This window comes from Dyella humi (assembly GCF_044904605.1).
Lineage (GTDB): Bacteria > Pseudomonadota > Gammaproteobacteria > Xanthomonadales > Rhodanobacteraceae > Dyella_B > Dyella_B humi.
Genome location: NZ_JADIKI010000022.1, coordinates 536,349 through 554,172 on the forward strand (window position 1 = coordinate 536,349; position 17,824 = coordinate 554,172).

The 17,824-nt window shown below is 59.9% G+C and carries 19 protein-coding genes; 11 read left to right on the top strand and 8 right to left on the bottom strand.

Features of this window, described 5'->3' with window-relative positions:
• Positions 1-23: 23 nt before the first annotated feature.
• On the top strand, positions 24-470 hold the full coding sequence (locus tag ISP18_RS07375) for an MEKHLA domain-containing protein (protein WP_380008813.1): 447 nt from the start codon (positions 24-26) through the stop codon (positions 468-470).
• Between the two features lie 28 nt (positions 471-498).
• Here ISP18_RS07375 and ISP18_RS07380 read toward each other — a convergent pair whose 3' ends face one another.
• Together ISP18_RS07380 and ISP18_RS07385 are read right to left on the bottom strand one after the other, a co-directional pair.
• Positions 499-1,152 carry a restriction endonuclease gene (locus ISP18_RS07380; protein WP_380008815.1) on the bottom strand — a complete coding sequence of 218 codons (654 nt, stop codon included), beginning with the start codon at positions 1,150-1,152 and terminating at the stop codon, positions 499-501.
• A gap of 288 nt (positions 1,153-1,440) precedes the next feature.
• Positions 1,441-1,950: a GNAT family N-acetyltransferase gene (locus tag ISP18_RS07385; protein ID WP_380008818.1), complete on the bottom strand. Its 510-nt coding sequence runs from the start codon at positions 1,948-1,950 to the stop codon at positions 1,441-1,443.
• A 108-nt stretch (positions 1,951-2,058) separates the two neighbouring features.
• Here ISP18_RS07385 and ISP18_RS07390 point away from each other — a divergent pair, with 108 nt between their 5' ends.
• Positions 2,059-2,976 carry an SPFH domain-containing protein gene (locus ISP18_RS07390; RefSeq protein WP_380008821.1) on the top strand — a complete coding sequence of 306 codons (918 nt, stop codon included), beginning with the start codon at positions 2,059-2,061 and terminating at the stop codon, positions 2,974-2,976.
• A gap of 82 nt (positions 2,977-3,058) precedes the next feature.
• Here ISP18_RS07390 and ISP18_RS07395 read toward each other — a convergent pair whose 3' ends face one another.
• From ISP18_RS07395 to ISP18_RS07405, 3 genes are all read right to left on the bottom strand, one after another.
• Positions 3,059-4,885: a tetratricopeptide repeat-containing diguanylate cyclase gene (locus ISP18_RS07395; RefSeq protein ID WP_380008824.1), complete on the bottom strand. Its 1,827-nt coding sequence runs from the start codon at positions 4,883-4,885 to the stop codon at positions 3,059-3,061.
• On the bottom strand, positions 4,886-5,179 hold the full coding sequence (locus tag ISP18_RS07400) for a hypothetical protein (RefSeq protein WP_380008827.1): 294 nt from the start codon (positions 5,177-5,179) through the stop codon (positions 4,886-4,888).
• Between the two features lie 170 nt (positions 5,180-5,349).
• Entirely contained in the window at positions 5,350-6,138 is a 789-nt protein-coding gene (locus ISP18_RS07405) for an SAM-dependent methyltransferase (protein WP_380008829.1), read from the bottom strand.
• Between the two features lie 90 nt (positions 6,139-6,228).
• Here ISP18_RS07405 and ISP18_RS07410 point away from each other — a divergent pair, with 90 nt between their 5' ends.
• The 6 genes from ISP18_RS07410 to ISP18_RS07435 all read left to right on the top strand — a co-directional run bounded on the left by ISP18_RS07410 (position 6,229) and on the right by ISP18_RS07435 (position 10,436).
• Positions 6,229-6,363, top strand: coding sequence for a hypothetical protein (locus tag ISP18_RS07410; protein ID WP_380008832.1), 135 nt, complete (start codon positions 6,229-6,231; stop codon positions 6,361-6,363).
• A 57-nt stretch (positions 6,364-6,420) separates the two neighbouring features.
• Positions 6,421-6,879, top strand: coding sequence for a hypothetical protein (locus ISP18_RS07415; protein WP_380008834.1), 459 nt, complete (start codon positions 6,421-6,423; stop codon positions 6,877-6,879).
• 76 nt (positions 6,880-6,955) lie between these two features.
• Complete coding sequence (locus tag ISP18_RS07420; protein WP_380008837.1) at positions 6,956-7,702, top strand: glutathione S-transferase family protein; 747 nt, start codon at positions 6,956-6,958, stop codon at positions 7,700-7,702.
• Between the two features lie 267 nt (positions 7,703-7,969).
• Positions 7,970-8,287, top strand: coding sequence for a hypothetical protein (locus ISP18_RS07425; protein ID WP_380008840.1), 318 nt, complete (start codon positions 7,970-7,972; stop codon positions 8,285-8,287).
• A 63-nt stretch (positions 8,288-8,350) separates the two neighbouring features.
• Complete coding sequence (locus tag ISP18_RS07430; RefSeq protein ID WP_380008843.1) at positions 8,351-9,220, top strand: creatininase family protein; 870 nt, start codon at positions 8,351-8,353, stop codon at positions 9,218-9,220.
• A gap of 52 nt (positions 9,221-9,272) precedes the next feature.
• A complete protein-coding gene (locus ISP18_RS07435) occupies positions 9,273-10,436 on the top strand; it encodes a YVTN family beta-propeller repeat protein (RefSeq protein ID WP_380008845.1) in 1,164 nt (387 codons plus the stop codon).
• A gap of 204 nt (positions 10,437-10,640) precedes the next feature.
• Here the strand turns inward: ISP18_RS07435 and fabV are convergent, their stop codons facing one another.
• The gene (gene fabV, locus ISP18_RS07440) at positions 10,641-11,846 is read right to left on the bottom strand and encodes an enoyl-ACP reductase FabV (RefSeq protein WP_380008848.1); all 1,206 of its coding nucleotides are present in this window, start codon (positions 11,844-11,846) and stop codon (positions 10,641-10,643) included.
• 277 nt (positions 11,847-12,123) lie between these two features.
• Here fabV and ISP18_RS07445 point away from each other — a divergent pair, with 277 nt between their 5' ends.
• Complete coding sequence (locus ISP18_RS07445; protein ID WP_380008851.1) at positions 12,124-12,300, top strand: hypothetical protein; 177 nt, start codon at positions 12,124-12,126, stop codon at positions 12,298-12,300.
• On the opposite strand, the gene ISP18_RS07450 is transcribed toward ISP18_RS07445, so the two are convergent.
• On the bottom strand, positions 12,301-14,283 hold the full coding sequence (locus ISP18_RS07450; RefSeq protein ID WP_380008854.1) for a ferritin-like domain-containing protein: 1,983 nt from the start codon (positions 14,281-14,283) through the stop codon (positions 12,301-12,303).
• A gap of 179 nt (positions 14,284-14,462) precedes the next feature.
• Positions 14,463-15,227 (bottom strand): SDR family NAD(P)-dependent oxidoreductase, encoded by a 765-nt coding sequence (locus ISP18_RS07455; RefSeq protein ID WP_380008857.1) that lies wholly within the window; start codon positions 15,225-15,227, stop codon positions 14,463-14,465.
• A gap of 130 nt (positions 15,228-15,357) precedes the next feature.
• Between ISP18_RS07455 and ISP18_RS07460 the strand changes: the two genes are divergently transcribed.
• Together ISP18_RS07460 and ISP18_RS07465 are read left to right on the top strand one after the other, a co-directional pair.
• Positions 15,358-16,260, top strand: a complete 903-nt coding sequence (locus ISP18_RS07460) for a LysR family transcriptional regulator (protein WP_380008860.1) — start codon at positions 15,358-15,360, stop codon at positions 16,258-16,260.
• 120 nt (positions 16,261-16,380) lie between these two features.
• Complete coding sequence (locus ISP18_RS07465; protein WP_380008863.1) at positions 16,381-17,823, top strand: alkaline phosphatase family protein; 1,443 nt, start codon at positions 16,381-16,383, stop codon at positions 17,821-17,823.
• Position 17,824: the final 1 nt, after the last annotated feature.

The following is a 17,824-nucleotide window of genomic DNA, read 5'->3' on the forward strand; positions in this document are numbered from 1 at the left end:
CATCATTGGATGCACGGACTTCTATGACTATTCCTGTCGCGGCTTCAACACTTTATCGCTTGTTCGCACATAGTTATGCCCGCTGGCTCAAGCAGCCCCTGGTCGAAGCTGAGCTGTCGGATGAGCAGGCTGCCGGTTGGCTCTATGAGGAGGCACCTTTCGGGTTGCTGGCGCACGACACACGTGCCGATCCCTTGTTCATTTATGGCAACCTTGCCGCGCAGCGTTGCTTTGAATACTCCTGGGATGAGTTGATGCTGCTTCCTTCCCGATTGTCTGCGCCACCTCAGCAGGTAGAAGACAGAAAGCAATTTCTGGAACAGGTCCGCAAGGAGAGCTTTGCGACTGGCTATCGTGGCCTGCGCATCAGCAAGTCGGGGCGAAGCTTCTGGATCAACGACGGGATCGTTTGGCAGTTGGTCGATCAGGCGGGCGTATTACACGGGCAGGCGGCCTTGTTCAGAACGTAGCGCGACATCGAGCGGGATCTTTCCCGCGCTACCGCCGTGCGGCCACCTGACATTCCCGCACCATCGTCAACAACGCTAGCCCGGAAACCAGTTCGATCGGTTTGCCGTGGACGAAACGTTGCGCATCGTCGGTGTAATGGCCGATGGCCACGATCTTTACCGCATCGGCGCGGTGATGCATGAGCAGTCCGTACATTTCGCGCACCACCCGCACGTCGACCAGCTTGGTGCGCCACTGCTTGCATTGCACCAGCGTGGTGGCGCCGTCCTTGTGCAAAATCAGATCGACACCGCCGTCCGCACCGCCCAGTCCGATTTCGCGCACCTTGTAGCCTTGGCGACGAAAAGCCTCGCCGACCAGCATTTCAAATTCGCGCCAGTCCATGGCACTCAAGCTGCGCAGGCCGGTTTGGGAGGCGAGCATACGCTGGCGGCGCCGGCTGTCCAGAAAGGAAATCAACGCAGCAAGCCAACAGGCAGTCAGCAGCAACCAAGCGATCGGGGCGTAAACGCCGGCGGCAAGGGAGATTCCCAGCGCCTGGCCGGTCGGGCCGCCGAAAGTGGTCATGCACCAGCCCAGGCCATAGCGCATGGCGGCATAACCTGCGACGCCAAGGACAATACCGGCCTGCCAGGGCAGTTTGGAAACCATCTCGATGCTGCTGTCTTTGCGCCTGCCCACCGCCCCCTCCTGAGCGCCTGTTCTTCTTCGATGTTTTGGATGCCCCGCGGGTGCGGTCTTTGAGAATCGGTAAGCAGGAAATGCGCCAATGGATGAGCTTCGAGGCAGGGCGCACGGGGCGCTTGGCGAAGCGTAGAAGGCGTGGCGATTGTGTGCGGAAGTGTTTGTTTTGACTGAAGCGACAGAGCGCTTATAAGCCGCGGGAATCTAGCCTTACGGCTAGCTGATAACGTTGTCTACGTGACTCGCTGCGTCACCTGACGCAATGGGTAGCGACGCGTTCGTCGCTTAGCCTTGTAGAGGCCGTCGGTAGCGGATCTCGTCCACCGTCATGCCCCAGATGCGCTCTCTGCGGGCCATTCCGTCCGGAATCCACCCATCCGCGCGATAAAAGCGTTCGCCGCGATCGTTGCCGGCGAGCACCCATAGCAGGGCGTAACGATATCCCTGTTCGACCAGGCGCTGCCGGGCGGCAGCTATCAACGCGCCACCAATACCGCGGTTCCAGCAGTCGGGATCCACATAAAGCGCGCACAACTCCCCAAGATAGGGCAGATCGTTGTCGCGTGCGGGGGCAGTGGTGGCGAATCCGCGAATCGTGCCGTCTTCCACGGCGACTAACGTCATCGGTTGACGGATATCCATGGTGGCGAAGTCGTAGCGCTGGGCGCGCTCTTCCGGGCGAAGCTGCGCAAGATAATTGTCAGGAAGAATGTGGCGATAACCGATCTGCCAGGCGCGCACGTGCACACGCGCCACGCTCAGGGCGTCTTCCGGTTCGGCGGGTCTGAGAAGCACGCGGCCAGTTTGGCATGCTTTGCTATCGTGTGCGATCAGGCGCAGGTCACTCGCAAACACAACGCCGTTACGGCAAGATGCCGCCGACATCAGGAAAGGGGTTTTTCCATGCTCAGCTTGCCGCCCAGGGATCCTCGCGCGTTCCTCGGTCGTTTTCGTGTAGGTGGGCTGTTGGTTGCCCTCTTCGTGATCGTTTTGCTGTTCAACAGCGTATTCGTGGTATCGCCCAGCGAAGAAGCGGGAACGCGATGGCTAGGCGGCACGCCGATGACGAGTGCGCCGCTCACCACCGGCGTGCACTTTAAGGTGCCGTTCTTTGAAACGGTGGATCGTCTGCAGACGAGCCGCTCGGTTTATACCTTGAACAATTTGGACGTCTATACCAACGACAACCAGAAAGTCACGATCGACATCAGCCTGATCTACCAGATACCTACTTCCGCGGTGATGAATCTTCTTTATCACATAGGGCGCGCTGGCTCGTTGGATATCGAAGCCACCATTCTGCCGGTGGTGCGCGACCGCGCGCTGGCGGCATTCGCGCGATACAACACGCTGACCATTTCCGACCAGCGCGCGCAGATCACCGCGCAGATGCGCAAAGACATCAGCGATGCCCTGCTGCGGCTGTTCAATGTCGACGTGATCGACGTGCAGCTCGTGGGCATCCATTACTCACCAGTCTTCGATCAATCCATCGAAGAGGCGGTGCGCGCAAAGAACCTTGCCGTGCAGGCGGAAAACACCGTGGCGCAGAAGCGCTTCGAGGGCGAACAGAAAACCGTGACTGCCAATGCCGAGGCCACTGCAGCGGTGGAGCGTGCCAATGGTGAAGCACAGGCCGTCGTGCTGCAGGCGACGGCCCAGGCCAAAGCGATCGAGGCCGTCGGCCAGGCGCTGAAGAGCAATCCCGAATACACCCGCTTCTACGGCTTGCAGCACTGGAACGGCATTCTTCCGCAGGTGGTGGGTTCGGGTTCTATTCCGATGATCGATCTGAGCAAAGGGCAGGATGCTGGGAAATGATTCAGTGAGTTTGCAGGTGCTGATCTGTGCGAATGCGCTTGCCTGATCGCGTGAACAAAGTGTGCTATTCCGTGGAATCGGCTTAGGGAGCTGCGTTGGTGAGATTGTCGCCGGGAGTGTGGCCATTGGCCGAAAAGGAAGAGGGGGCGTGCTCGTTCATGCTGACCACGACGCGATTGCGGCCGTCACGCTTGGCGCGATAGAGAGCACTGTCCGCAGCGATAAGTAGGCGTCGAAAATCGTAGCCATGATGTGTGCTTGAGGCGATGCCGAAACTGGCGCTAAGCGGAACATGTTCGGTTTCATCTTCCGGTATGGCCTGGATGGCTTGGCGGATGCTTTCCGCCCGCTCGAGCGCCTGGATCAACGTGCATTCCGGTAACAGGATGCCGAATTCCTCACCACCGATGCGTCCGAACACGTCGGAAGAATGTAGGTGCTTCTGGCAGATCGACACGATACGTTTCAACGCATGGTCACCGGCGACATGGCCATGGGTATCGTTGATGTTCTTGAAGTGGTCGAGGTCGATCAGGATCAGGCAGGCGCCTCGCAGTGACTTGGCGACGTAGCGCAGCGCCTGCTCGGCTTCTTCGACAAAATGCTGGCGATTTAAGATGCCGGTAAGGCCGTCCCTGCGCGCCAGTCGCATAAAGCGCAGTTGCGAACGCTTGAGGCGGTACAGCCAGAAGGCGATGGAAGCCAGCACGGTGAGCAGCAGTGCGATGTACAAGCGGCTCGTTACCATGGCTTTGTGGTCGAGTGCTTGCTGCAACTGCAGGATCTGGTTTTGCTTGTTTAGCCCATCAAGCTCTATTTTCTTTGTTTCGACCTGTTGCTTGACGATTTGATAGGCGAGCGCCTTTTCGCGAACGTCATCCAAATGCTCTTTGTCTGCGGCGACATATTTTTCGTGATAGGCAAGCGCGTCGCGCAGGTTTCCTTGTTGCCGTTCAATTTGATAGAGCAGTTGATAGGACTCTACCAGCGATTCGGTGAAATCACTCTTGGCGGCAATATCAACCGCGGTTGTTGCGTATTTTTGCGCCAGAAGGCCGTTGTCTTTCTTCCAGTAAGCCTGTGCTAGCAAGGCACTATAGTCTGCGGCCAGCGCAGGATAATTGAATCCTTTTACTTCTTCGTAGTGTTCCTGCAGCAAGGCGAGCGCGTCATCCATCTTGTTTTGTTGCATGTCCAGCACGGCCATGTCGCGTCGTATTGCGTCGGCGATCATCTTTTCACCGACTGCAAGGCAGCTGTTTATACCTTCTTGAAATTGATCTTTGGCGATGTTGACTTGGCTGCCGCTGAGTTTGTCGTGCAACTCAAGCATACGGCCGATGCAGCCGTTTCTGCCATTTGGATAGTCCACGATGATTTGATTGGCGTAGCTGGCGGCAAGTTCGTATTGTCCTGCATCGCTCAACAGCTGCGAAGCTTCGCCTAAAAGATGAAAACGTGCTTCCTTGTCGGTGACTTGCGTCAAGTTGTCCAGGGCATGATCTAGATATTCGAAGGCTTCATCGTAGCGGTGCTCGACACCAAGCACGTTTATCAAGGTGCCTATCACCTTAGTTCTCAAAGTGCTGTCTGGCGCCTCTTTTGCTATGGCTTCTAGCTGAGTCCTGGCTAATTCTTCCTTGCCGGTGTAAGCGTTTTGGTAAGCCTGCATATAGCGCAGTAGCCATTTCTCTTCCTCGGACAGTTCAGCTGTACGGCCTTGGAGTTCCTGGAGAAGTTTGGCGAACGCTGCATTGTCTGCAGTTTTTATGTTCTCAGCGAGGGCCAAGAGTTGCGAGGCGCTCTGTGGCGCGGGTGCGGCAGCACTGGCCGCACCCGCAAGCACAACGAGTAGCAGGAGAATTCCCGCATAGTAGTACTTCCGGCGTTTGTTGCCGGTGGCGTGCATCTACGACTGAGGAGCTGATGAAGAAGAGTGTGAGAGGCGCATATCTTTTTCGCCGGGCTCATCCCCGTCTTCTTCTTCCTCCTCTTCCTCTTCTGTGCCGGGAATAATGATGGGATTAAATAGCTTCTGCTGCATAAGCGCCTGCAACTCCGCAACATCTTTATTCAAGATGGCCGAGCGAGCCGGATCTTCGATATCAGCTTCTGCAAGCGCCAATTCCATTTTGTCCATACTGATCTCGTTCCATTGAGCGTCGCTACCCATCTTTTCTAAAAAGCGAACGACATTCAACATCTAAATTACCCCTGTAGTGCTGTGGTACCCCTTTATCGCCCGCGGTGGTCGTTCCTGGAGCACGGTGAGCGGATGCATCATATCTCGCCGCAGACAGGCGCGCTTCCACGGGCGAACTTATCCATCAATAGGCTTCTCTCTGCCCTGATTTGTCCATCAAACAGGCGCAATCACGCCAGTGCGGCTAGTCGTGCGCGAACTTCGTCATCGGCTTCCAGTGGACGGGCGGGTGGAATGGCCAGGGTATCGGCCATGCCTACGTCGGCCTGGGGTAATGCTTCGAGCGCCAGGCGGTCGATGCGAGGCGCTTGGAAGGGCAGGGTAGCTGCGCGGTAGATGATGACTTGGTGGTCCCGCGGATAGTTGCGGAATAACACATCCACCAACACTTGCCGGTGTGCGGCCCCGGTGGAAAAACGCTTAAGCGATTTATCGCCGGCCACGCCAATCTGCCACAGAATCAACCATGCGCTTGGATCGATACAACGCCGGTAAAGCATGAATTGGCTGGCTTCGTAGTGCTGGCAGCCGCGCGCGCCAGGATCGATGCCAAGGTCGGCGTACAGGCAGTCCTCGGAAGAAATGCCGGGTTCCATGTGGGCGGAGTAGCCCTCGCCCCGCGCACTTTCAATGGCCTTGTGCGGTACCCACGCAAATACGCCAGGGTGGCCATAGAACACGCCGCAAACACGCTTGCCTGAGCGCACCTCGGTCATGATGGCATCGACCATTTCCCGATAAGTCTTCATCCGCGATTTACCTTCCTGGTAATACGGCTGCAGGCTGCGCATGTCTTTGTTCATGCCTTGCAGCCACTGTTCGATGATGCCGTCGGATACCAGAACGAAGGCCACGTCCGCTTGTTCAATGTAGCTGCGAGTCCGCGGGCTGAGGTGAGATCCCAGCGTCATGCCTATGCCCACGCAGGCCAGGCTGCCCTTGGGTACTGCATTATTCACGTCTTATTCCCCTTACTGCTTGCGTAGCAGTATTGCGTGCCGGGGGATGGGCGTCGAGTTATCCCACCTTTCGAATACTAAGGAGTGGGCTTGAGCGAACACGAGACAGATGGTTACTGGGATTTGCCGCGCATTGCGCCACGCGGACGAACGTTCGTCTACGTGCTGCCCAGCCTGGGCGAGGACCTGACCAAGGTAGGCTTCACGCAAGATCCGGTTCAGTGATTTCGTACGTTCCATTCGCGTTTTTTTGCGCTATTGGACCTGGAGCAGGGGCTGCTAGTGGAAACCGGGCGTCTGCGCGATGCCCGGCGCCTGGAGCGCCTGCTGATCGAGCGCTGGCCGGAGCATCGCGCGGCCGCTCCTTTGCTGGTATCGGACACGGCCGGCGGGCACACCGAGTGGTTCCGCGGTATCGGGGATGAAGTGGGAGAGTTCGTGCGCCGCACCGCGGAGCGTTATGGCTATACGGTCCATGCGCCGCTAAGCAGTTGGCTGCGGGCGCGTTTCTCCGAACGTGCCGATCAGCTGTACGAATGGTCGTTGCGCATGCTCGAGATGATCGAGTGGCAGGTTGCGAATTTGCCGCCGGAAGCGCGTGATCTCCGTTACGCACGGGCATTGATCGATACGCTCGATGCCTGCTATGCAGTCGGCATGCCGCTGGGCGAATGGGTGCCGCCCGTTGTGTTGGTCTGGTATGCATCCGCTTCGGGCGATGACGCGAGCAGGCTGTTCTGAACAGGGCTGCTGACAACACGTTGTCAGCAGCGGCGGCTCACACTATGCCGACCTTTTCAGTGCGGAACTCAAGGACATGACCACACCGAACATCACCCTGTACGCCACGCGTCCCGGTTTCGCTATGCCGGAAACCAGCCCCTTCGTGATCAAGACTGAAGTGCAGTTGCAGATGGCGGGTCTCTCCTACATGCGGGAATCCACCATTCCTCCGCAGGCGCCGAAGGGCAAGGTGCCTTATCTGACGGATGATGGCGAAGTGATCTGCGATTCCACCTTCATCCGCGCGCATATCGAACGCAGGTACGGCGTGGATCTGGACGAAGGTCTGGATGCGCGCCAACGCGCGGAAGCCTGGGCGATCGAGCGGCTGCTCGAGGATCATCTCTACTTCGCGATGGTGTGGTTCCGTTGGATCGTCCCGGAGAATTTCGCCAAGGGGCCGGCGCATTTCGCGGATCGCGCGCCGGAGGCGGAACGCGAACAGCTGCGCCGCGACATTCAGGCGCGCAAGGACGATGACTTGCGCGGGCATGGTATCGGCCGGCATTCGGCTGGCGAAATTGCCGCGCTAGGCGTGCGCTCCATCGATGCGGTGGCCACGCTGCTGGGCGACAAGCCCTATCTGCTGGGCGAACGCATGAGTGCGGTGGATGCGACGGCGTTCGGCGTGCTCGCCGCGATCCTCACGCCGTTCTTCGATACGCCGCTGCGCGATGCGGTGGTGGGGCGGCCGAATTTGGTCGCGTACGTGAACAAGCTGATGCGGCGGTACTATCCGGAGCATGTGTGGGAGCCGCTGCAGCAGGCGGAAGCTGTTTAGGACGTCTACTCCTGGGTGTGACAGGGAAGTCGTCCCAGCGCAGGCGGAGAGGGCACATGGATGTGCCCGGAGCGAGAAAAGTCAGGGCAACGAATCGGTGCCATTGAATTTCAAGAAGAATTTCCGATGTCAGGCGACACGACGGCGATAGAGTCACGCTATGGATACCGCACATGAACGGACTCATCCACGCACGACGACGCCTACGCAGAATTGATCGCTGCACCCCTAGGCTGTAGGCGTCCCCCGAACTCAAGGAGCCGGCCCATGGAAGTCAGCTTCAATAACTGGGGCGAGGCCGTCGCGTTCCTTTCCGAGCGCACCGATATCGCGCTGGAAGGCTTGATGGCATTGAGTGCGCAGCAAATGGTGGATCAGCAGGTCATCGCTGCGCTTCTGTCGTCCCATTCACATCTGAGAGCGGCTGCAGATGCGTGGCGGCACATGGCCTCGGCGACCTTGCCGATCACTCACGTGCGTAGCCTGCAGAACGATCAGCCCGAATCGGTGCGCGTAGCCTATTCGGAACGCATGGCCTATTGGGAGGAAATCTTTCGCCGAGCTATTCCGCAGGAGAGCGATTAGAGGAAAGCGATTAGGGCAAAATGCGGGCAATCGGCGTGAAGATGATGCGAAGGCGCGAGCGGCATGCAACCATATGCCGCGTCGTTTCTTCCTATCCCCATCGCCAGCCCCATGATGATGCGCCACTTATTGCGATGCCTTGTTGCGTCTGTCGTTCTTCTTGCCATCGCGCAGCCGGCCCTCGCGCAGGCACCGCAAGGCGTGCGCTTGCAGAACTACACCTGGACCGAACTGCGCGACCAGATTCGCGCCGGCAAAACCACGGTGATCATTCCCATTGGCGGCACCGAGCAGAGCGGTCCATATATCGCCGTAGGCAAGCACAACGTGCGCGCGGAATACCTCGCGGACAGGATCGCGGAAAAACTTGGCAATGCCCTGGTGGCGCCGGTTGTGGCCTATGTGCCCGAAGGCAGTTATGCGCCACCCACCTCGCATATGCGTTTCCCGGGCACCATCACCATTCCGGATGATGTATTCGAGAAGCTGCTGGAATCGGCCGCCAACAGTTTCGCCGTGCATGGTTTTCGCGACGTCGTTTTTATCGGCGATCACGGCGGCTACCAGAAAGACCTGAAGCAGGTGGTGGCACATCTCAACAAGACCTGGGCCGGTACGAATGCGCGGGCGATCCTGCCTGCGGCGTATTACGACGCTTCGTCCGACGGCTATGCACAACTCTTGCGTCAGCACGGTATTCGCGACGATGAAATCGGCACGCATGCCGGGCTGGCCGATACCTCGCTGCAACTTGCCGTGGCGCCGCAGATGGTGCGGCTGAGTCAGTTGCGCAACGCGCCCAAACCCGGCGCGGCCGATGGCGTGTACGGCGGCGATCCGCGGCGTTCCAGCGTAGAGCTCGGCCAAATGGGTGTGGATGCTATAGTTTCGCGCACGGTCGACGCCATCCGCAAAGAAACCGCGGGGCGCTGATACGAGCTTCGGAAGTGCATTAAAAAGTCTTCTTCAAATACGGGAATCTGCCGTGAAATTTGATCGTTTTGGGCGTCTTGCCTTGCGTGCCGGCGTCGTGCTGGCCGGTTTGTGTGTGACCGCTGTTGCCGCGGCGCAAACGGTGCAGACCGTTCCCGGCATGCCGCCGGTGAGCAACTCCAACAACATGTACAGCAACGCGGGCTTCAATATGTTCAGCCCGGCGGTGGCCAACGCGCTGCCGCGCATCTACGTGCCGAACCTGCGCTCCAACGACGTGTACGTGATCGATCCGGCCACGTTCAAGGTGGTCGACAGGTTTCCGGTCGGCCACAGCCCGCAGCACGTAGTGCCTGCGTGGGATCTGAAGACGCTGTGGGTGACCAACAACGCCGAAGGCCGTAACGACGGCAGCCTTACGCCGATCGATGCCAGTACCGGCAAGCCCGGCAAGGCAGATCCGGTCGACGATCCGTACAACATGTATTTCACGCCGGACGGCAAGGAAGCCATTGTCGTGGCCGAAGCCTTTGCACGCCTGGACTTTCGCGACCCGCACACGATGGCGCTGAAATCCCGTCTCGATGCACCCGAATGCAAGGGCATCAACCACGCGGATTTTTCCATCGACGGCCGCTACGCCATCTTTACCTGCGAGTTCGGCGGCAAGCTGGTGAAGATCGACATGGTCAACCGCAAGGTGCTCGGCTATCTGCTGCTCAACAAGCGCGGCATGCCGCAGGACATCCGCGTGTCGCCTGACGGCAAGGTGTTCTACGTCGCCGACATGATGGCCGATGGCGTGTACCTGATCGACGGCGACAGCTTCAAGCAAATCGGCTTCATCAAGACCGGTATCGGCACGCACGGCCTGTATCCCAGTCGCGACGCGACCAAGCTGTACGTGGCCAATCGCGGTTCGAACAAGGTGCATGGTCCGCGCGGCGGCCCGGGCAGCGTGTCGGTGATCGATTTCGCGACGCGCAAGGTGGTGGCCAATTGGCCAATTCCGGGCGGCGGCAGCCCCGACATGGGCAACGTCACGGCGGACGGCAAATGGCTATGGCTGTCGGGCCGTTTCGATGACGTGGTGTATGCGTTCGATACGGCGACCGGCAAGGTGAAGATCATCAAGGTGGGCATGGAGCCGCATGGTCTGGCGGTGTGGCCGCAGCCGGGGCGGTATTCGCTGGGGCATACGGGCATCATGCGTTGATGCAAAAAAGGCCGGCAAATGCCGGCCTTTTTTATTGGTATCTATGTGGTGCCTCGACGGCCGTCATATACCGAGGGCCGTCATTCCCGCGAAAGCGGGAATCCATCTTGCTCTGGAGCATCACGTGCAAATGGATTCCCGCTTTCGCGGGAATGACGGCACTGCGGAGTTACCCTGGATGTGACATTAGGTGGTAGCTGCGCGTCACAGCTGAATAACATCAAACCCAACATCCGGATTCACATCCGCGTTGTAATCCACGTCCTTGCGATCGAAGCCGAACAGGCGCAGAAATTCGTGCTTGTAGCCGGCGTAGTCGGTCGCTTCCCACAGGTTGTCCGTGGTGACCTGCGGCCACAGCGCCTTGCACGCCTGCTGTACGTCCTCGCGCAATTCCCAATCGTCCAGGCGCAGGCGACCTTCGTCGTCGGTGGGCGGCGGCGTGCCGTCTGTGCGGTAGAGGAAATCATGAAACAAACGGTTGGCCTGTTGAATGGTGCCTTCGTGCAGACCTTTTTCTTTCATGATGCGGAACACCATGGATACGTACAGCGGAATCACCGGAATGGCCGAGCTGGCCTGCGTCACTACCGATTTCATCACGCCGACGTAAGCGTGCAGGCCCTGTGCTGCGTAGTGCTTATTGAGTTCCTGCGCGGTGTTGTCCAGGTGTTGCTTGGCCTGGCCGATGGTGCCGTGCCAGTAGATCGGCCAGGTGATTTCGGTACCGACGTAGCTGTAAGCCACAGTGGTGGCGTTTTCCGCCAGCACGCCGGCCTTGTTCAGTGCATCGATCCACAGCGTCCAGTCTTCGCCACCCATCACGGCGACGGTGTCCTTGATTTCCTGCTCGGTTCCCGGTTCCACCGTCACCTGCGTCACGGTGTCCTTGCCGGTATCCACCGATGACGCGGTGAACGGCTTGCCGATCGTCTTCAGCGCGGAACGCACCACTTCGCCAGTGTCAGGCAGCTTGCGTACGGGCGACGCTAGCGAATAGATCACCAGATCGACTGGACCACCCATCTCGTTCTTGATCAGCTCGATGGCGCGCTCGCGGGTTTCATTGGAGAACGCGTCGCCATTGATGGAGCGACTGTACAAGCCGGCCTGTTTGGCGAGCTTGTCGAACGCAGCGGAGTTGTACCAGCCGGCGGTGCCGGGCTTGGCTTCGCTGGAGGGCTTCTCGAAGAACACGCCCAGCGTCGCCGCGCCGTAGCCGAAGGCCGCAGTGACGCGCGAGGCCAGTCCGTATCCCGTGGAAGCGCCGATCACCAGCACACGCTTGGGGCCGGCGGCGGGCGCGCCGTTGGCCTTGGTGACGCCGATTTGCTCCACCACGTTTTTCTCGCAACCGACCGGATGCGCCGTGATGCAGATAAAGCCGCGAACCTTGGGATGGATGACCACGAAGAACCCTCACGGAATAGACACAAGCCGCCATTCTAAATGGTGGAGGGGACCATTCGCTTCCGCAGGGAGGGTTCGGGCGAAGATCGATGCTGACTCCTTGCGCAAGTCTTCTCCATCACGCGCTGACCGCACCCTCACCCCAACCCCCTCTCCCGGAGGGAGAGGGGCTATGTGCATCACGATGGCGATATACGCTTTTTTGACGCCACCAGAACCCTGCGTTTGTGGCGCGAGTCGCATAGTTCATCTGACTCTGACTACGCGGAGACCCATCATGCCTACGTCGAGCGAACACAACGCAACATCCAACGCCAAGCCCAAACAAGCGGATGCCCCCTACGATCCCCGCACCAAGCGCGGCCCGCCGCAACGCCTGGAAGACACCAACGCTGCCGGCGACGCATTGAACGATACTGGCGAAGACAACCAGCGCCAGAAAGAGGAAGAGTGATCACGCCCCGTCGGCGGTGAAACCCACCCTGGCGTGGCTGCCATCGCAGAACGGTTTGTTTTGGCTCTGCCCGCAGCGGCACAGGTAGGCGCTCGTAACGCGCGCCACCATGCGGCCCGTGCCGCTGACGATCTCCAGGTTGCCCCGCACACGCAGCGGGCCGTTCAACTGCGGATCGATATGCAGCGGGCCGTCACGCACGTCGAGCGCATCGGTCGACGTACTCGTCGGTGGTTCGCCGCTGGCGCTGAAGCCTGCGTCGTGATGCGAGCTGTCGCAGAACGGCTTGTTTTTCGATGCACCACAGCGGCATAGCGTGGCGCGAAAGCCGGCGGATTGGCCGCTGAGGCGCAAATCGCCGCGAAAGGCGTATGGCCCTGCTTCGCGCGTGCTAACGAGATTCACCGGCGGTGCGGATTCGTCCGGTCGCCCATCGTGGCGCGTGTATTGAATCGCGCCGGACGGGCAGGCGTGCGCGATGTCGACCAGTCGCTCCACATCCATCGCATCTGGATAAAGCCACGCCCCTTGCACGTTCGCGAGAAAAACCTTCGGCGCGCAGGTGACGCAGAAGCGCGCGTGAATGCAGCGCTTGGTCTCGAAGCGCAGCGTGAGTTTTTCGCCTTCAACCTGCTCAATGCCTTCCTGCACGGTGGAGACCGGCGCCACAGGGGCCGGCGCTGCGACGGCAGGCGCAACTGCGGCCACCAATGACGGTGCCGGACGAGAAAGATCGAAGCCTTGCTCGGCCTGTCGGGCGAGGTTTGAAAACACAGATGCGGCAGCAACGGTACGTGAATCGCCCGAGGTGCTCAGACGCTCGGCCCCTTCCATCAACTGCTGAAAACGCTCGCGGAAAAAGCGGTGCGCGCTCGGTCCCGGCGGTAGCGGGGAAGCGTCGCGCAAGGTGATGAACGTAACGCCCGCATGGCAGTCCGGGTTCGATGGCCCCGCTGGCAGCCGCGCCGCGCGTTCGGCTAGCGGGGCCACAGCGCGCATTAGGCCGATGCCAAGGTCTAGCGCTAGGGTCTTGTCCGGATCCGGCGCCGGTACGGCGTACGAGTAAGCGAGCAGACGCTGCATCAAACCGTAAGCAGCATTGGCAAGATCCACGGTGGCGATCGCATCCGGATCTTCCAGCCACACGCGACCTTCCGGACGTGGCGGGCGGCGAAGCACCGGATTGGTGGCGGCGGGGAAGGCCGGCTTGAACGAAGGATCGGCCGCCAACAACGCCTGGTATTCCGTGCGGATCGCAGCGAAGCGCTGGTAGTGCGAATTCTCCGTGTTCTCCTGCGCGCCTTCGCCTTGCGTGATAATGGATTCGAACGCGGCCAAGGCCGTTTTCAGGCAGATCACCTTCTTCGCGCCGGGTAGCGATACGTCCGCGCTGGATAGCTGCAGGGCAGGGTTGCCGCACAAGGCGCCGGCTTCGCCATGCGCCTCGACCAGACGGCGCAGCCCATTTGCCATGGTTTGATAGAACTCGCCCACGGTGTCGTAATCGATGCCCATCGGCGTCAGGCGCGGCCCGGTTGCTCCACGCACGAAGCGACGTTCGGGCTCGAAGCCTTCACCGTCCGGTTCGCTGGACCCTGCCGGGCGTTCCAGATAGATGAAATGCTGCAGCGTGGCCATGTTGAATGGCGCCAGTTTCACCACCACGCCGGCGGGCAGATAGCCTGGATCGAGCGGAAAATTCACGCGCCCCACGCGCGGCGAGCCGCCCAACGCGGCCGTGATGTTCCATACCGACATCAGGTGGCCCATTTCCTCGATCGCCACTTGCAGCATGCTGCGCTTCCAGCGCGTGATCGCTTCGAGCTGCTGCGCCGTGACACCTTCCTCGATCGACGTTTTCAGCGAGAACGTCGCGTAGAGGTAGGTGCACATCAGGCAGTGCTCGAGCTCCGCGGCCTCGTATAGCGCGTGCAGCGCCTGTTCGCGGCTGGGGGTGGAGTGCATGGGGGTGTAGCTGACCACGGCTGCTTCCCTCTCGATGTCAGAAGGGAAAGGTACACCGATTGGGGTTTTTGTGGCCTCTCCCAGAAGTGGGAGGTGATGTTCTTCGAGGTTGAAAATGAGCCTCAGCCACGTAGGTTGGGGTTTTTACGCCCCAACCTACAGGCAAGTTCAAGGCCCGTCGTTCCGTAGCATTATGCTCAGATGAACATCCCGCCCGAAACCTCAATGCGTTGCGCATTGATCCATCCACATTCTTTCGACAGCAGCATCGCCACCGCACCGCCGATGTCATCCGGCAAGCCCACGCGACCCAACGCAGTCTGCGAAGCGACGAAGGCATTGAGATCGGCGTTATCGCGCACCACGCCGCCGCCGAAGTCGGTTTCGATCGCACCGGGTGCGAGCGTGTTTACGGCGATGTGGCGCGGGCCTAGTTCCTTGGCGAGGTAGCGGGTCAGCACTTCGATCGCGCCTTTCATCGACGCATAAGCCGAATAGCCGGGCAGGGCGAAGCGCGCCAGGCCGCTGGAGACGTTGAGGACGCGTCCACCGTCGACGATCAGCGGCAACAACGTTTGTGTCAGGAAGAACGTTCCTTTGAAGTGCACGTTCATCAGCTCGTCGAACTGCGCTTCGGTAGTTTCCGCGAAGCTGACGTGCGAACCGATGCCGGCATTGTTGACGAGGTAATCAAACTGCTCGCGCTGCCACTGCGCATTCAGCGCCGCGCGCAACTGCTCGGCAAAAGCCTTGAACGTGGACGTCTTGCCTACGTCCAGTTGCAAGGCCACGGCGCGGCGGCCGAGCTTGGTGATCGCCTCGACCACGGCATCCGCCTCGGCTTTGTTGGAGCGGTACGTCAGCACCACATCCGTGCCGTGTTCGGCCAGCTTCAAGGCCATGCTCCGGCCCAGGCCGCGGCTGCCGCCGGTGATCAGGGCGATGGGGGTAGTCGTGCTCATGGGTATCTCCTCGGTCTAGGAAAGAAAAGGAAACCAACGACGCGCAGGATATTGATCTGTACACACCGCATAAATCGGTCGATCATGAGTGCTGTGTTCGTAAAATATGAACAATCGGGCGAGGCAGACGATGAACCGGATCGAAGCCATGCAGATTTTCGCGCGAGTGGCGGAGCTGGCCAGTTTCACCAAGGCCGCCGACAGTCTTGGCTTGCCCAAGGCCAGCACGTCCACCGCCGTGCAGCAGTTGGAAGCGCAGCTCGGCACGCAGCTGTTGCATCGAACCACACGCAAAGTGCAATTGACGCAGGATGGCCAGCGCTTCTACGAACGCTGCAAGGACGTGCTAGCCGATCTGGAAGAATTGAACAGCATGTTCCAGCAGGCGCCGCAGGCCTTGAGCGGGTGCTTGCGCGTGGATATGAACAGTGGCACGGCCAAGTACGTCGTGCAGCGATTGCCGGAATTCTTGCGCAACCATCCGCAAATACAAGTGGAGCTGAGCTGCACGGATCGCCGCGTCGACGTGGTGGCGGAAGGTTTCGATTGCGTGGTGCGTGTCGGCACGCTGACGGATTCAAGCCTCATCGTGCGGTCGCTGGGACAGTTGCGCGTCGTCAATTGCGCAAGCCCGGCCTATCTGCACGCGCACGGCGTGCCGCAAACGCTGGACGATCTCGCGCATCACCAACTGATCCATTACGTGAGCACGCTAGGCCAACGATCGCCCGGCTTCGAATACATGGAAGGCTCGGCATGCCGCTACGTACCCATGCAAGGTGTGCTCACCGTCAACAATATCGACGCGTATGAAAACGGATGCCTGGCTGGCCTGGGGATCATCCAGGCTCCTCATTCGGGCATGTTGCACCTCATCGAGGCTGGGCGCCTGGTGGAAGTGTTGCCGCACTATCGTGCCGAACCGATGCCCGTATCGCTGCTCTATGCACAGCGGCGCAACGTGTCGGCGCGGGTGCAGGCATTCATGACTTGGCTGACGAACATTCTTGCGCCCTATGTGGATCGTGCCTGAATCGCGGACGGCGTTCGCGAAAATTTGTCATCCGAATTCACTAAGGTACTGCCAGCCATTCGCGCCTGCGGACGATGATCGGCGCGTGGCGCTCTCCTTCCCTACACGAGGCTGCATGTCATGGCGACTTCCGGCAACTCGCTGTCCGCGATCAACCACATCGTTGTGCTGATGTTGGAGAATCGCTCCTTCGATCACATGCTGGGTTTTCTCTACACCGACGCTGGCAATGTGTCGCCCGCAGGACAAGCGTACGAAGGCTTGACCGGCAAAGAGTCCAACCTGGGCTCGGGCGGTGCACCCGTCACCGTGTTCAAAATTCAAAGCGGCGCCGCCAGCACGTATTTCATGCCCGGCGCCGATCCCGGCGAAGGCTACACCGCCACCAATGCGCAGCTGTTCGGCAGCAATACCGCACCCACGCCGCCGGTGTCGACCAATCAAGGCTTCGTCAGCAACTTTGCGTACACCTTGAGCTGGGAATCGAAAAACAAAAGCTATTCGATCTACCCGGGCACGGTCGCCAACGACATCATGGGCATGCACACGCCGGATACCTTGCCGGTGCTCTCCGCCCTCGCGCGCGGTTTTGCAGTGTGCGATCACTGGTATGGTTCGGCACCGACCGAAACCTTGCCTAATCGCGCGTTCGCCCATGCTGCCACCTCGCAAGGGCACATGGACGACAAGACCAAGACCTTTACCGCGCCATCCATCTTCGGTGCACTCAGCAAGCAGAACATCAGCTGGAAAATCTACGGCTACGACGCCGATCCGCTCACTCGCCATACGTTCACCGACATCACCAATCTGGGTGACACCTATTTCGGCGAGTTCAAGGATTTTCAGGCCGATGCTGCAAACGGTACGCTGCCATCGTATGCATTTCTCGAACCGAGCTGGGGTTCGAAAGGCAACAGCCAGCATCCCAATTACGATGTGGCGCTCGGCGAACAATACATTCACGATCTGTACTATGCGCTGCGCAACAGCCCGCAGTGGAACCAGACGCTACTGATCATCACGTACGACGAGCACGGCGGTTGCTACGATCACGTGCCGCCGCCGACGAACGCGGTGCCGCCGGACAATTCCGCTGGTGAATACGGCTTCGACTTCAAACGTTTCGGGCCGCGTGTGCCCACGTTGCTGATTTCGCCGCTGATTCCGGCGGGTACGGTGTTTCGTGCATCCGGTTCCACGCCGTTGGATCACACGTCGGTCCTGAAAACCATGCAGTTGCGCTGGGGCCTGCAGCCGTTGACCGCGCGCGATGCGGCCGCGCCCGACGTGAGCGCGGCGATCAGCCTCACTACGCCGCGCACCGACGATCCGCTAGCCAGCGTAACTGTGCCGGCCTCGAAGGGCGTGAATCCTTCGGCAAACAAGCCTTCGCATCTGCAGGAGGTGTACGCGGATCTCGTCTCGCGCCTGCCGGTGCCAGACGCCACGGGCGACACGCTTCGTCTGCCGCCACGGCTGGAAACCGATTACGACTACGACCGCTACATCAAAGAGCGGTTGGCAGCGTGGAAGGCGAGTCGTGTGGTGGTGGAGAAGTGAT

Excerpts from the sequence above, each read along its gene's own strand:
- ISP18_RS07375 (WP_380008813.1), top strand. The coding sequence starts at position 24 with ATGACTATTCCTGTCGCGGCTTCAACACTTTATCGCTTGTTCGCACAT.
- ISP18_RS07390 (WP_380008821.1), top strand. The coding sequence starts at position 2,059 with ATGCTCAGCTTGCCGCCCAGGGATCCTCGCGCGTTCCTCGGTCGTTTT.
- ISP18_RS07395 (WP_380008824.1), bottom strand. The coding sequence starts at position 4,885 with ATGCACGCCACCGGCAACAAACGCCGGAAGTACTACTATGCGGGAATT.
- ISP18_RS07400 (WP_380008827.1), bottom strand. The coding sequence starts at position 5,179 with ATGTTGAATGTCGTTCGCTTTTTAGAAAAGATGGGTAGCGACGCTCAA.
- ISP18_RS07420 (WP_380008837.1), top strand. The coding sequence starts at position 6,956 with ATGACCACACCGAACATCACCCTGTACGCCACGCGTCCCGGTTTCGCT.
- ISP18_RS07425 (WP_380008840.1), top strand. The coding sequence starts at position 7,970 with ATGGAAGTCAGCTTCAATAACTGGGGCGAGGCCGTCGCGTTCCTTTCC.
- ISP18_RS07430 (WP_380008843.1), top strand. The coding sequence starts at position 8,351 with ATGCAACCATATGCCGCGTCGTTTCTTCCTATCCCCATCGCCAGCCCC.
- ISP18_RS07445 (WP_380008851.1), top strand. The coding sequence starts at position 12,124 with ATGCCTACGTCGAGCGAACACAACGCAACATCCAACGCCAAGCCCAAA.
- ISP18_RS07455 (WP_380008857.1), bottom strand. The coding sequence starts at position 15,227 with ATGAGCACGACTACCCCCATCGCCCTGATCACCGGCGGCAGCCGCGGC.
- ISP18_RS07460 (WP_380008860.1), top strand. The coding sequence starts at position 15,358 with ATGAACCGGATCGAAGCCATGCAGATTTTCGCGCGAGTGGCGGAGCTG.
- ISP18_RS07465 (WP_380008863.1), top strand. The coding sequence starts at position 16,381 with ATGGCGACTTCCGGCAACTCGCTGTCCGCGATCAACCACATCGTTGTG.